Source organism: Klebsiella sp. CN_Kp113 (assembly GCF_040064585.1).
GTDB lineage: Bacteria > Pseudomonadota > Gammaproteobacteria > Enterobacterales > Enterobacteriaceae > Klebsiella > Klebsiella michiganensis.
The window spans coordinates 112329-126568 of the sequence record NZ_JBEAID010000017.1 but is presented as its reverse complement, the minus strand read 5'-3'; the positions used below and the strand labels follow the sequence as shown (position 1 = coordinate 126568).

General features: G+C 62.1%; 10 protein-coding genes. 2 read left to right on the top strand and 8 right to left on the bottom strand.

The window, feature by feature from the left end:
* Positions 1-190: 190 nt before the first annotated feature.
* The 7 genes from ABLV30_RS09005 to ABLV30_RS08975 are packed head-to-tail and all read right to left on the bottom strand — an operon-like array spanning position 191 to position 8231.
* Positions 191-1459 (bottom strand): Zn-dependent hydrolase, encoded by a 1269-nt coding sequence (locus ABLV30_RS09005; protein WP_102803101.1) that lies wholly within the window; start codon positions 1457-1459, stop codon positions 191-193.
* Positions 1449-2633, bottom strand: coding sequence for an amidase (locus ABLV30_RS09000; protein WP_032748603.1), 1185 nt, complete (start codon positions 2631-2633; stop codon positions 1449-1451). Before ABLV30_RS09000 ends, ABLV30_RS09005 begins: the two co-directional genes overlap by 11 nt.
* 18 nt (positions 2634-2651) lie before the next feature.
* Positions 2652-3662 carry an ABC transporter ATP-binding protein gene (locus tag ABLV30_RS08995; protein ID WP_025107064.1) on the bottom strand — a complete coding sequence of 337 codons (1011 nt, stop codon included), beginning with the start codon at positions 3660-3662 and terminating at the stop codon, positions 2652-2654.
* Positions 3652-4695, bottom strand: coding sequence for an ABC transporter ATP-binding protein (locus ABLV30_RS08990; protein WP_004848592.1), 1044 nt, complete (start codon positions 4693-4695; stop codon positions 3652-3654). The genes ABLV30_RS08995 and ABLV30_RS08990 overlap by 11 nt, the downstream gene beginning before the upstream one ends.
* 3 nt (positions 4696-4698) lie before the next feature.
* Positions 4699-5592, bottom strand: a complete 894-nt coding sequence (locus ABLV30_RS08985) for an ABC transporter permease (RefSeq protein WP_014228319.1) — start codon at positions 5590-5592, stop codon at positions 4699-4701.
* Between the two features lie 2 nt (positions 5593-5594).
* Entirely contained in the window at positions 5595-6548 is a 954-nt protein-coding gene (locus ABLV30_RS08980; RefSeq protein ID WP_004848587.1) for an ABC transporter permease, read from the bottom strand.
* 18 nt (positions 6549-6566) lie between these two features.
* On the bottom strand, positions 6567-8231 hold the full coding sequence (locus tag ABLV30_RS08975) for an ABC transporter substrate-binding protein (RefSeq protein ID WP_265801617.1): 1665 nt from the start codon (positions 8229-8231) through the stop codon (positions 6567-6569).
* 324 nt (positions 8232-8555) lie between these two features.
* On the opposite strand from ABLV30_RS08975, the gene ABLV30_RS08970 reads away from it, so the two are divergent.
* Together ABLV30_RS08970 and ABLV30_RS08965 are read left to right on the top strand one after the other, a co-directional pair.
* Positions 8556-9671, top strand: a complete 1116-nt coding sequence (locus ABLV30_RS08970; protein ID WP_049069797.1) for a YbdK family carboxylate-amine ligase — start codon at positions 8556-8558, stop codon at positions 9669-9671.
* 51 nt (positions 9672-9722) lie between these two features.
* Entirely contained in the window at positions 9723-10442 is a 720-nt protein-coding gene (locus ABLV30_RS08965; RefSeq protein ID WP_014228316.1) for a phosphodiester glycosidase family protein, read from the top strand.
* 703 nt (positions 10443-11145) lie between these two features.
* Here the strand turns inward: ABLV30_RS08965 and ABLV30_RS08960 are convergent.
* Entirely contained in the window at positions 11146-14238 is a 3093-nt protein-coding gene (locus ABLV30_RS08960) for an efflux RND transporter permease subunit (RefSeq protein ID WP_049069478.1), read from the bottom strand.
* Between the last annotated feature and the right edge of the window lie 2 nt (positions 14239-14240).

Genomic DNA, 14240 nt, shown 5'->3' with positions numbered 1-14240 from the left:
ATGCTGACCGTAACCCTGGGCATGATTCTGTGCGTTATCGGTTCGCGCAAATTTGGCAGCTAGCCTGTATTGCCCTTGTAGCCCGGAAATCCCGGGTCGCGGCGTAAACGCCTTACCCGGGCTACTGCCCCGCAGGCGGCTGGAAACCCGTAGCCCCGGTAAGCGCAGCGCGACCGGGGAGAGCGGCCGTTTATACCACCCGCGCGTACTGCAGCATCACCTGCAGCAGCACGTTCGCGCCGGCCTCAACGTGCTCCGGCGACGCATACTCAATTTCGTTGTGGCTGATCCCGTCCCTGCAGGGGATAAAAATCATCCCGGTTGGCGCCAGATAGCTCATATACACCGCGTCGTGCCCGGCGCCGGAGACAATCTCCCGCGCCGGATAGCCCAGCCGCTGCGCGGCGTCGGCGATCGCCGCCTGGCAATCCGGGTGGAACGGCGCCGCCGGATAGTGGCTCACCTCTTTCAGCGCCACCTTCAGGCCGCTCTCCCGCTCAACCCCGGCGATAAACGCCCGCAGCTGGCGGTCCATCTCATCCACCAGCGCATCGCTGAGATTACGCATATCAATCGAAAAAGTGACCTCTCCCGGCACCACGTTGCGGCTGTTCGGATAGACCTGCACCCTCCCTACCGTACCGCGCCCCTCGTCGCTGCGCCCGGCGATCGCCACGACCTCCTGCATAATGCGGGTCGCCGCCTGCAGCGCATCCTGACGCAGGCGCATCGGCGTCGGTCCGGCGTGGGACTCCTGGCCAGTCACCACGCAGTCATACCAGCGAATCCCCAGCACGCCCTGCACGATACCGATAATTTTCGCTTCATCTTCCAGAATCGGCCCCTGTTCAATATGCGCTTCAAAGTAGGCGCCAATCGGATGATCGCCCGGCGTCTGGCTGCCGATATAGCCGATGCGCGCCAGCTCCTCGCCCACGGTTTTACCGTCCGCATCCTGCGCGGCATAGACAGTTTCCAGCGGGAATACCCCGGCAAACACCCCGGAGCCCATCATCACCGGCACAAAGCGCGAGCCCTCTTCGTTGGTCCAGAACACCACTTCAATTGGCGCTTCGGTTTCGATATGCCGATCGTTCAGGGTGCGCACCACCTCCAGCGCCGCCAGCACGCCGTAGTTGCCATCAAATTTGCCGCCGGTGGGCTGGGTATCAATATGGCTGCCGGAGACAATCGGCGGCAGCGCCGGATTACGCCCTTCCCGGCGCATAAAGACGTTGCCGATTTTATCGACGGTGACGCGCATCCCCGCCGCCTGCGCCCAGCTAATCACCAAATCCCGACCCTGGCGATCGAGATCGGTGAGCGTCAGACGACAGCAGCCGCCCTTCGGCGTGGCGCCGATTTCCGCCAGCGCCATCAGCGACTCCCACAGACGCTCGCCGTTAACCCGGCAGTCGGTGGTTTCGGTCATCGGGGTAAAAAGGACATCACTGCTCATTTCGGTCTCCTTGCATAAACGCGGCGGCCAGCTCGACCAGCAGACGATCGCTGCCGCGCGGGCCTAAAAATGACATCCCCAGCGGCAGACCGCCCGTCTGGGCGACCGGCAGCGTCACCTGCGGACGTTGGGTCATCACGGAAATTAACAGCAGGTCGTGAGACAGGCGCCGGACCGCTTCTATCTCTTCGGCCTGCGCCGTCAGCAGCGGCGCGCCATCGGGAACGGTCGGCATCACCAGGACCGCATCGCCCAGCTGCGCGTCCCACCAGGCGGTAAAACGCTCGCGCAGCTGGCAGGCGGCGTCAAACTGCGCGCGGGTGACCGCTTTGCCCCAGAAAAAGCGCTCGCGGACGTCCGGGCCTAGCTGCAGACCATAGCGCTCAATGGTTTCGCCCTGCGCCTGCCACGCTTCGTAGCCCTGAATCTGACGGAAGGCGAGATAAATATCGTCCGCGTCGGGCAGCGGCGCATCGAGCGGCGCTAACGGGCCGAAAAAGCGCGCCAGCCGTTGGCGGACCGGCAGCAGCGCCTGCTGGCTGCGCAGCGGCAGGCGGGAAAACAGCCCATCGTGGCAGGCCAGCCGCACGCCGTCGAAATCCGCGCGTTCATCGTCGAACAGACAGGCGGCGACGGCGGAAAAGACCTCCGGCGAGCGGGCAAAGAAGCCGCAGGTGTCCATGGTGGCGCACAGCGGCTGGCAGCCGTCGAGGGAGAGACGGCCGTGGGTTGGACGCAGGCCAAACAGTCCGCAGTAGCTCGCCGGCGTGCGTACCGAGCCGCCGGTATCGCTGCCGAGGGCAAAGTCGCACGCCGCGTTCGATACCGCCGACGCCGAGCCGGACGACGATCCGCCGGGTATATGATTCGGCGCGGCGCCGTTGCGCGGGGTACCGTAATGCACGTTGTGCCCGCTCATCGAATACGCCAGCTCGCTGGTATGGGTTTTGCCGATAAAGCGCGCGCCGTTATCTAACAGCTTTTGCACCACCGGCGCGGTGCGGTTTTTAATCCCGGACAGCGCCAGCAGGTGCGGATTGCCCCCGCCGGTTGGGTAGCCCGCCACGTCGAACAGATCTTTGACCGCAAAGGTTAAGCCGCTCAGCGGCCCGCTGAGCGCATGCGCCACCGGATGCGGCGGATAGGGCATAAAGGCGCGAATGTCGTCCTGCATGATGGTTTCCTCCTGGCCTCAGGCGTAAAGCGCCTGGTTTTCAACGGACGGGCTCAGCTCACGCCAGCGATGGCAACTTACCACGTGACGCGGCCCGGCCGGTTCGGTCGTCGGCTGGCTTTGCGCGCAGGCGGGGCGCGCGTGTGGACAGCGTTCGGCAAACGCGCAGCCCGGCGGCAGGCACGAGAGATCCGGCGGCGAGCCGGGAATACAGTGCAGCGCGTCGCCCTTTTTCAACCCCTCTTTCGGCCGGCTGCCCAGCAGCACCTGGGTATAGGGATGGCGCGGGCGATACAGAATCTCCTCGATCGACGCCTCCTCCACGATGCGCCCGGCGTACATCACCGCCACCCGGTCGGCGATCTCCACCGCCGCGCCGATATCGTGGGTCACAAATATAATCGACAGATCGCGCTGCTTTTGCTGCTCACGCAGCAGAATCAGGATCTGGATTTGCACCGTGGCATCGAGGGCGGTGGTCGGCTCATCCGCCAGCAGCAGCTGCGGGTTGCAGGAGAGCGCGAGGGCAATCATCGCCCGCTGGCGCATCCCGCCGGACATCTCGTGCGGGTAAGCATCCAGCCGCCGCTCGGGGCTCGGAATGCGCACCTGACGCAGCGCCTCCAGCGCCCTTTCCCGCGCCGCCTGCCGCGACAGGCCTTCATGGCGACGCAGCCCCTCGACAATCTGCTGGCCCACGGTATAGACCGGGTCGAAGGCCAGCAGCGGCTCCTGGAAAATCATCGCGCAGCGCGCGCCGCGGTAGCGCCGCAGCTGCCCGGCGCTCATGTTCAACACATCCTCTTCCCCGACCCTCAGGGTACCGGAAAGCACGCTGCTTTTCGGCGGGTGCAGCCGCATCAGGGCGCGCAGAGTGACGCTTTTCCCGGAGCCAGACTCGCCGATCAGCGCCATCACCTCGCCTTTTTGCACATCAAAGGAGACGCCGTTGACCGCGTTGACCGTCTGACCGTCGCGGCGAAACTCAACCCGCAGGTCACGGATATGGACGTAGGCTTCATGCGACATGGCTGACCTCCTGAATGGCGATATTTTGATGCCAGGGCGACGCGGGCTGCGCCATCAGGCAGGCGCTCTGGTGCCCCTCGCCGACGCTTTCGAGCGTCGGTTTCACCTCGGCGCACACCGCTCTGGCGTGCGGGCAGCGGGTATGAAAGCGGCAGCCGGAGGGCGGAGAAATCGGGCTGGGCGGATCGCCGCTCAGCGGCGAGGTTAAGGTGCGATTGTGCGGGTCCATTGACGGCATCGAGCTTAACAGCGCCCGGGTATAGGGGTGGGCCGAGGCGGTAAACAGCTGCTCCGCCGGGCCAATCTCCACCACCTCGCCGAGATACATCACCAGAATGCGGTCCGACAGCCAGCGCACCACGTGCAGATCGTGGCTGATAAACACATAGGTCAGCGCCAGCGTCCGCTTCAGCTCCTGCAGCAGCTGCAGCACCTGAGCTTCCACCGACTTATCCAGCGCCGAGACGGCCTCGTCGAGGATCACCAGCCGGGGCTTCATCGCCAGCGCGCGGGCAATATTCACCCGCTGGCGCTGGCCGCCGGAAAGCGCGTGCGGATAACGATGGGCAAAACGTTCCGGCTCAAGGCCGACGTGCGCCAGCAGATAGCGGGCGTACTCGCTGGCCTCTTTGGCGCTGACGCCGTGTACCCGCTGGCCGAACGCAATGCTCTCTTCCATAGTCATGCGCGGGTTGAGCGAGGCGTAGCTATCCTGGAAAACCATCTGCACCTGGCGGCGATACGCTTTCATCGGCAGGCGCGATGAACCCACCTCCAGACCATCGAAGATCAGCTCCCCGCTGTCCTGCTTAAGCAGCTGCATCAGCAGCCGCGCGGTGGTGGATTTACCGCAGCCTGACTCCCCCACCACGCCGAGGGTTTCGCCTTTGATCACCGAAAAACTGACGTCGTCCACCGCCTGCACCACTTCGCGCGCTTTGCCGCCGCCGGCGGGAAAATGTTTCAGCAGATTGTTGACCTTCAGCAGCGGCTGCGCCGGTCCGCCGAGGTCGATATTGATAAAGGGTTGCATCGCTTACTCCTTAATCGCCATTGCCGCACGCAGGCGGTCCGCGAGGATATTGAACGAAATGGAGGTGATAAAAATCATCAGGCCGGGCAGCGCCGCTACCCACGGCTGGGTATAAATCGCCGTACGCAGGGTGTTCAGCATCAGCCCCCATTCCGGCTCCGGCGGGCGAACCCCGAGACCGAGAAAAGAGAGCCCGGAGGCGAGGATCATGCACACCGAAATCAGGCCGGTGGAGAAGACGAAAATCGGCCCCAGCACATTGCCCAGCACCTGGACGCGAATAATGGTGAACGCGCTGGCCCCGGTGGCCCGGGCGGCGTCGATATAGTCCATATGCCGCACCTGCGCGGTGACGCTTTCGGCGATACGCGCCACCTGCGGCACGAACACCAGGGTCAGCGAGAGCAGCGCGTTACCGATGCCCGCCCCCAGCGCGCCGGAGAGCGCGATCGCCAGCAGCACCGAGGGAAAGGCGTAAAACACGTCCACGGTGCGCATAATCAGGGTGTTGGTTTTACCGCCCGCATAGCCGGCGATAATGCCGATCGCCCCGCCGATGAAAAAGGCGAACACCACCGGGACAATCCCCATAAACAGCGACAGCCGGGTGCCGAGAATCAGCCTTGATAGCATATCGCGCCCGAGCTCATCGGAGCCCAGCGGAAAGCCGTCGGCGCCAATCGGTTTGAGGCGTAAAAACATCGATGTTTGATACGGATCTTTCACGATTAGCCAGGGACCGAACAGCGCCAGCGCCAGCAGGATGAGAATGATCGCGCCGACGAATACGCCGCCCGGGTCGCGCAGCAGGCGGCGAAACACGCCGCGCCAGTAGCCTTGTCTGGCAACCGTCGCGGCAGAGACGGTAATGCCTTTGGTCGTCACGGTATCCACCATCGTCAGCTCCTCTTAATTCGCGGATCGAGACTGGTTTGCAGAATATCCACCAGCAGATTGAGCAGGACAAAGAACAGCGCCAGTACCCAGATGGTGCCCTGCAATAGCGGCAGATCGCGCTGGAAGATAGCGGTGTTCAGCAGCAGACCGGTGCCGGGCCAGGAGAAGACGGTTTCCACCAGAATCGAGCCGCCCATCAGATAGCCGACCTGCAGCCCCATCACCGCCAGCGCGGTCGGGGCGGCGTTTTTCACCACGTGCAGAAAGATCCGCGACTCGTTGAGCCCCCGGGCGCGCAGGCCGACGATAAACTCCTGGCTGAGAATGTCCGCCACCTGCGAGCGAACGGTGCGGGCGATAATGCCGGTCGGGATCACCGACAGCGTGAAGGCCGGCAGCAGCATAAACTGCAGGTGTTCCCAGTTCCACTGCCAGCCCACCTCGCCGATTGGCCCGCCGCCGGTCGCCGGCAGCAGCGCGAATTTGACGCTAAAAACGATGACCAGCAGCATCCCCAGCCAGTAGTGCGGTACGCTGACGCCAAACACGGATAGCACCGAGGCCAGACGGTCAATAATGCTGTTACGAAAGTAGCCGGCGACAAAACCGAACAGGCTGCCCAGCGCAAACCCGATCGCCGTCGCCAGCAGCGCCAGACGCAGAGAGTAGGTGACCGCCGTCATCACTTCATCGATGACCGGGCGCCCGGTGGCGACCGACATGCCCAGATCGCCGTGCAGCGCCCGCCATAGCCAGTGCACAAACTGCAGCGGCAGCGGTTTATCAAAGCCGTAGGCCTGCATTAAGGTCTGACGCAGCGATTCCGAAGCGTCCGGCGGCATCACCGATACCAGCGGGTCGCCCGGCGCTATCTGCACCAGCATAAAACAGATCACCGCCACCCCGAGCATGGTGGGGACGGCCAGCAGGATGCGATATAGCAGCGTATTGATCATCTCTTGCTCCCGTGTCGATTACTCTTTTTTGCTCACCAGGCTGAGGTCGATAAACCAGCTTTGCGGCTGTACCACACCGGTGACGGCTGGCGATATCGCCCTTGGCCCGACATCGTGGGCGACGAACAGGAACGGCACCTGATCGACCAGCGCGGCGTGCAGTTCACCCGCGGCTTTATCCATTTCAGCCGGGGTAAACGCATGTTTCACCGCCGCCGCCAGCTTTTCGGTTTCCGGGGTCGAGAAGTAGCCCCAGTTGGTCGCCACCGGCGGGAAGGCCTTCGCGGTGGAGAAGCGGATCATGCCGAAATAGGGATCGTTAACCGCGGCGCTGACGTTGATCGCATCGATCCCTTTCGCCGACGGATCTTTCGCCCCGAGACGCCAGTTGGTAAACAGGGTGTTCCATTCGTTGACCTTAATGTCAACGTTAAAGAAGCAGCTTTTCAGGCTCTGCTGGATGTACTCGTTCATCGGCAGCGGCTGCATCTGCCCGGAGCCGGAGGCCGAGGTGGCGACCGTGACGTGCAGCGGTTTCCCGGCGCTATACCCGGCTTCGGTCATCAGCTTACGGGCGGTATCCGGGTCATATTTGATCTGGAAGGTGGGTTTACCGTGCCACGGGCTGCCGGCCTCGTAGACGCCGGTCGCTTCGGTCATATAGCCGCCGAGATAGCTTTTGAGCTCCGCGCGGTTCAGGCACAGGTTGGCGGCTTTGCGCACGCGAATATCTTTCCACGGCGAGCCCTCTTCGAAGGAGAACTGCCACGGCCACAGGTGCGGCTGGGTGTTGGCGTAGATTTTAAAGCCCTGGGCTTTTATCTGATCGACCGCGTCCGGGGCCGGGGCTTCGATCCAGTCCACCTGCTTCGAGAGCAGCGCCGCCGTGCGGGCGTTAGCTTCCGGCAGCGGGATCAGCACCACTTTGTCCACTCGCGGAATGCGATCTTTGTTCCAGTAGTCGGGGTTCTTATCGAGGATCAGTTGCTGGCGAGGAACCAGTTTTTCCATTTTGAACGGACCGCTGCCCACCGCGTGGGCGGCGAACTCGGTCCACGCCTGCTTACTACGCGCGGCGGCATCGCCGGCGTTTGCCGGCACTGCGTCATACAGCTTCTGCCACGCCGTCGGCGAAACGATAAACAGGTTGGTAAGGTTGTAAGGCAGCAGCGCGTCCGGTTCGGAGGTGGTCAGCGCCACGGTGTGGTCGTCAATCTTTTCCGCGCCGGTCAGGGTCGGCATGCGTGAGAGGGTGTTGCCTATCTGGCCCGGGGCATACTGCGGCGCGGCTTTATTCAGCACCTTATCCACGTTCCAGACGATGGCATCAACGTTGACCGTTGAACCATCGTGAAACTTAACGCCCGGGCGCAGGGTGAAAATCCAGCGGCTTTGATTTTGCGGGTCAACGTGCCACTCGGTCGCCAGCCCCGGCACCAGGCCGCTGGGCTTTTCTCCCTGAGAGAGATCCCATTCAACGAGGGCGTCGTAGAGCGGAATGCCGGTGAAGCGGTTGCCCTCAAAGCCCTGATCGGGCTGTCCGAGGGTCAAAGGGATATCGGCGGCGGTCATGGCGATCCGCAGGGTTGAGGCATTGGCCGGCAAAGAGGCGATCAGCGCCAATGCTCCGCTAACAGCAACGGCGAGATGGCATTTACGCGAAAATATTTTTTTCTTCAGCATCACATTGTCCCTGTTAAATAAAAGTCGCTATTTAACAGGCAAGATACATACCAGTTCTGAACGCGCGGGGAATAAGCGTGAAATGGCTTATAAAATAAGAATGACTTATATCATCTATATGATTTTATTTAAAAAATAGAATAACCTTATCTTTTTGCACCACCGGCGGGAATTCTGTTGCAGGATTGCACCAGCCTTACTTTCTTTTTAAAGGGATAATCACGTGGCGTTATTTTCTATAAATTAAATTCATAATGTCCGGCAAATCATCAGTTTGAGGCGTTGTCTTCTATACTTTCTGATAAAGAGAAAGAGGGAGTCGCCATGCCGTTACCTGATTTTCACCGCTCCGAGCCGTTTACCCTCGGTATCGAGCTGGAGCTTCAGGTCGTCAACCCGCCGGGTTTCGATCTGAGCCAGGACTCTTCCGCGCTGATTGACGAGGTGCAGGGCACGCTGAAAGCGGGCGAGGCCAAGCATGACATTACCGAAAGCATGCTGGAGATCGCCACCGGCGTCTGCCGCGATATCCACCAGGCCACCGCGCAGCTGAGCGCGATTCAACAGGCGGTGCTGCGCGCCGCCTCCCGCCATCATGTGCTGATCTGCGGCGGCGGAACGCATCCGTTTCAAAGCTGGCAGCGCCAGCAGATCAGCGATAACCCGCGCTACCTGAAAACCGTCGAGCACTTTGGTTACCTGGCGAAGCAGGCGACGATCTTCGGCCAGCACGTGCACGTGGGGTGTCAAAACGGCGATGATGCCATCTATCTTCTGCACGGCCTGTCGCGCTTCGTACCGCATTTTATCGCGCTGAATGCGGCATCGCCCTGGCTCGACGGGACCGATAGCGGCTTTGCCTGCTCGCGGCTTAACCTGTTTGCCGCCTATCCCGATAACGGCCCGATGCCGTGGGTGAATAACTGGCAGGCTTTTACCGGTCTGTTTCGCCGTCTTAGCTATACCAGCATGATCGACAGCATGAAGGATCTGCACTGGGATATCCGCCCCAGCCCGCGCTTTGGTACCGTCGAAGTCCGGGTGATGGATACGCCGCTGACGATTGCTCAGGCGGTGAATATCGCCGGGTTTATTCAGATCATCGCCTGCTGGCTGCTGACGGAGCGGCCGTTTAAGCATCAGCCCGAGGATTATCTGCTCTACCCCTTCAACCGCTATCAGGCCTGCCGCTACGGGCTCGATGGGATCAATACCGATGTTAACGGCGGCGAACAACGAACATTGCGCGAAGAAATTTTACAGCTGGCGGATAGGCTGGCCCCCAGCGCCCACAAGCTGAATGCCGGCAGCGCGCTGGAGGCGATTGTGCGCCAGGCGAAGCAGGATCGCAGCGAGCCGCAGCAGATGCGCGAGTTTGTCGCCAACGGCGGGTCATTGATCGGGCTGGTACAAAAGCACTGCGAAATCTGGACGGCGTAGCGGCGATAAAACGCTATACTGCACGCTTTCGTCGTCTGTCTGGAACCTGTCGTGCGCTTTTTCTCTCTTCTGCCGCTGCTGCTGTTATCCCTGCCCGCTTTCGCCAGCGGGAAGTGCTCGCTGACCGACCCGTCGCTGACGCTGCAAAGCTATACCGTTGATCCGCAGCGCGAACGCATCGTGATGTACTGGCAAAAAGAGGACGGCAAAGCCTGGGGATCGCTGCGCTCCCTGCTGGCGGATATCGACCACAACGGACAGGTGCAGATGGCGATGAACGGCGGAATTTATGATAAAGCCTACGCGCCGCTGGGGCTGTATATCGAGAAAGGCAGGCAGCTGACCCCGCTTAACCGCGCTTCCGGCGGCGGCAACTTTTTTATTCGTCCCGGCGGGGTGTTTTATCTGCGCGGGCAAAACGCGGGGATTGTCAGCATCGATAAATTCAGGCCGTCGCCGGCCATCCGCTACGCCGTGCAGTCCGGGCCGATGCTGATTGAAAACGGCAAGATCAACTGGCGGCTGAAGCCGTCCGCCAGCTCGCGCAAGCTGCGTAACGGCGTGGGCATCACCGGCGATGGCAAAGTGGTCTTTATGCTCAGCGCGCGCGAAACCAATTTCTATGATTTTGCCTGCTACGCGCAGTCCAGGCTCAACGTGCGCCAGATGCTCTATCTCGACGGTACCATTTCGAAGATGTACCAGAAAGGCGGCAGCGTGCCGTGGCAGTACCATCCGTTCGTCACCATGATCGCGGTGGAGAGCAGGTAGTTTTCATAACATCGTCTGCGGGGAGTAGCCCGGGTAAGGCGTTTACGCCGTGACCCGGGATTTCCGGGCCCGGTGCCTGAGGGAGGGAGATTGGGTACCCGGACAGGCGTGGCAGCGCCGCCTCCGGGACGGTGTTGAGGGATTCCGTTCACCATCAAGTCGCAGAAAATGTCTCATCGAGGCACGTGAACGGGTAAAAGGGGAGAAAACCGTCTCCCCCTTTACAATCCCCGCGGTCCCGCAAAGAAATCGGTGCTGCGCACTGCGCTCACCTCCCGGACCTCAGCCTGCGGTCGGCTCAACTCGACCTTACTCGTCCCATCCCTGGGACTCGCCCCTACGGGGCCAGCGCAAGCGCTGTTCAAAATTGCTCCAGGCAATTTTGTCGTGTCTCGATTCGCCTCTGTCCGCCATCCCTGGCGGCCAGCCCTTGTCTTCGGTCCTCCGGTTCGCCGATTTCAGCGGGGGCCAGGGCATTGCTGCATGACACGTTGTTTCAGAAACATATCCGCAGCGGCATGAAAATCTCCCGGAGGCGGCGCTGCCGCGCCTGTCCTGGCTACGGATTACCGGCAATCTGCGGCCCGGTAGCCCGGCTAAGCGCAGCGCAAGCCGGGAAGAAGCCACAGCAATACCAAGTCGCGGCATATTCCCCGGGTTATCGGCAATATGCAGTACTGTAGCCCGGACAGGTCCGGGCCACCTACATCCGGCGGTGGGCCCACTCGCGCAGCCGCTGGAACAGCACGTACAGCGAAGGAATAAACAAAATGCCGATTACCGTCGCCACCAGCATGCCGCTGAACACCGTGGTACCGATAATCCGCCGGCTCTGCGCCCCGGCGCCGGTGGCGAGCATCATCGGCACAATCCCGATGATAAAAGAGACCGCCGTCATCATTACCGCGCGGAAGCGGCGGGTCGCCCCTTCGCGGGCGGCATCGACGATCGACATCCCCTCTTCGCGCTTCGCCCGGGCAAACTCGACGATCAAAATCGCGTTTTTCGCCGCCAGCGCGATCAGCAGCACCAGGCCTATCTGCACGTACACATCGTTGGCGTAACCGGCCCACCATAGCCACAGCAGGGACCCACCGATAGCGAACAGCACCGACAGCATCACGCTCGCCGGCAGCGTCCAGCTCTCATACTGGGCGACGAGGAACAGCCACGCCATCGCTACCGCCGCCAGCACAATCCACACCGCCTGGTTACCGGTCTGCTGCTCCTGCCAGGAGATGCCGCTCCAGGCGTAATCATAACCGTGCGGCAGGTTCGCTTGTAAAATCTGCTCCATCACCGCCATTGCCGTCCGGCTGCTGACGCCTTCGGCCGCCGACCCGCTCACCGATACCGACGGGAACTGGTTATACTGCTGAATAAACGGCGCGCCCACCGTCGGCGTAATCGTCACCAGATTACTCAGGCGAACCCGCTCGCCGCTGTCGCTGCGCACGTACAGCTCGCTTATCTGCTCTGCCCGCTCGCGCCACTGCATCTCGTTTTGCATCACCACGTGGTAGACACGATTGTTGATGCTGAAATCGCCGGCGCGGGTGCCGCCAAACGCGGTTTGCAGGCTGCTGAAAATCCTCGCCACCGGTACGTTCAGCCGGGCCGCCTGGTCGCGGTCGACGGTGAGCGTCAGCTGCGGCACGTTGCTGCTCCAGGTGGTAAATACCCGGCTCAGCTGCGGGTACTGATTAGCCGTCCGCAGCACCTGATGCGTCACCTGCTCCAGCTCCGCCGGCGATTGTCCGGCCTGGGCCAGAATGCGTAAATTAAACCCGGAAGCGTTGCCCAGCCCCGGCAGCGTCGGCGGCGCAAAAGTCATGATCGTCGCCTCCGGTAGCCCCATCAGCTGGCCCTGCACCTTTTCCATCACCGCCTCCAGCGGCGGCCGCTGGTGCCAGTCCTTCAGCATCACCGAGATAAATCCGCCGTTTGAAGCGCTGGTACCGTTGAGAATATTAAAACCGGAGACCTGAATCACATCCTCAACCGCCGGATTCAACAACAGCAGCTCGCGCGCCTGGGCCATCACCGCTTCGGTACGCTCCAGCGAGGCGGCTTCAGGCAGTTGCACGCTGGCAAAGAAGTAGCCCTGATCTTCCTGCGGCAGAAAACCCTTTGGCATGGTGATAAAGCTAAACACCACCACCCCGGCCGCCGCCATCGTCGCCGCCAGCGCCAGCCAGGGGCGACGATTCATCCTCCCGACCAGACGCCCGTAACCATCGCGCACCGTATCCAGACCGCGGTTAAAACCGCGCCAGATGGCGGCTGGCTGCTGCGGCCGCGGACGCAGCAGCAGCGCGCACAGCGCGGGCGTCAGGGTCAGCGCCACCACGCTCGACAGCGTCACCGCCGTCGATAAGGTCACCGCAAACTGGCGATACAGCTCGCCGACGATCCCCGGCAGCATCGCTACCGGCACAAACACCGCCAGCAGCACCAGAGTTGTGGCGATCACCGGCCCGGCGATTTGCCGCAGCGCCTCGGCGGTCGCGGCGCCGCGATCCAGCCCCTCCGCCATTTTCGTTTCCACGCTCTCCACCACCACGATGGCGTCATCCACCACCATGGTCAGGGCGAGAATAATCGCGAACAGGCTCAGGGTATTGGCGCTGTAGCCCAGCGCATAAAGCACGGCAAAGGTGCCGATAAGCGACACCGGGATCGCCAGCGCGACAATCAGCGTCGCCCGCCAGCTCTGGAGGAACAGCGAAACCACCACCACCACCGCCATAAGGGTCAGCGCCAGAGACACGCCTATCTCTTTGATCGTCGCCGCCACAAAGCGGGTGGTATCAAACTTCACTTCCCAGGTGAGATCCGCCGGGAAACGCGCGTGCAGCCGGGTCAGCTCAGCGCGCACCGCGGTGGCGACCTGCAGGGCGTTGGCGGTGGGCGTCGGATAGATACCGAGATAGGCGGAATCTTTGCCGTTGAGCTGCGCGCCGGAGCTGTAGCTGCGCGCGCCCAGCTCAATGGTCGCCACATCAGACAGGCGTACCAGCTGGCCGCGTTCGCCGCTGCGAACCACAATTTGCCCGAAGCCGGCGGCGTCGCTGAGTCGCCCGATACCGTTGATGGTCAGCGTCTGCTGCTGGCCGTTAAATACCGGCGGCGTCCCCACCTGCCCCGCCGCGCCCTGTACGTTCTGCTCGCGCAGCGCCTGGGCAATATCGTCGGTTGTGATATTCAGCGCGTTCATGCGGTCGGGGCGCAGCCAGATGCGCATGCTGTAGTCGCGCGCGCCGAACATCTGCACTTCCCCGACGCCGGGTAGACGCGCCAGCGCCTCGCGCACCTGAGTGCTGGCGTAGTTGCTGACAAACAGCGGCGATAGCGTGCCGAGCGGCGAATAGAGACTCACGCCCATCAGCAGGTTCGTCGCCCGCTTACGCACCTGCACGCCGTTCTGCTGCACGTCGGCAGGCAGCTGCGCCACCGCCTGCGACACGCGGTTCTGCACGTCGATCGCGGCTAAATCGGCATCGGTCCCGGCGGCAAAAGTCAGGCTCAGGCTGTAGGTCCCCTCATCGGAACTGGTGGACTCCATATAGAGCATATGATCGACGCCGTTGAGCTGGGTCTCCAGCGGCGCGGCAATGGCTTCCGCCACGTCCGCCGCGCTGGCGCCCGGCCAGCTGGCGCTAACGTTGATGACCGGCGGCGTAATCTGCGGATACTGCTCGACCGGGATCAGCTTCAGCGAGACCGCGCCGACAAAGGTCATCAGCAGCGCAATCACCATCGCAAAGCGCGGGCGACGGATAAAAAATGTGAGCATCG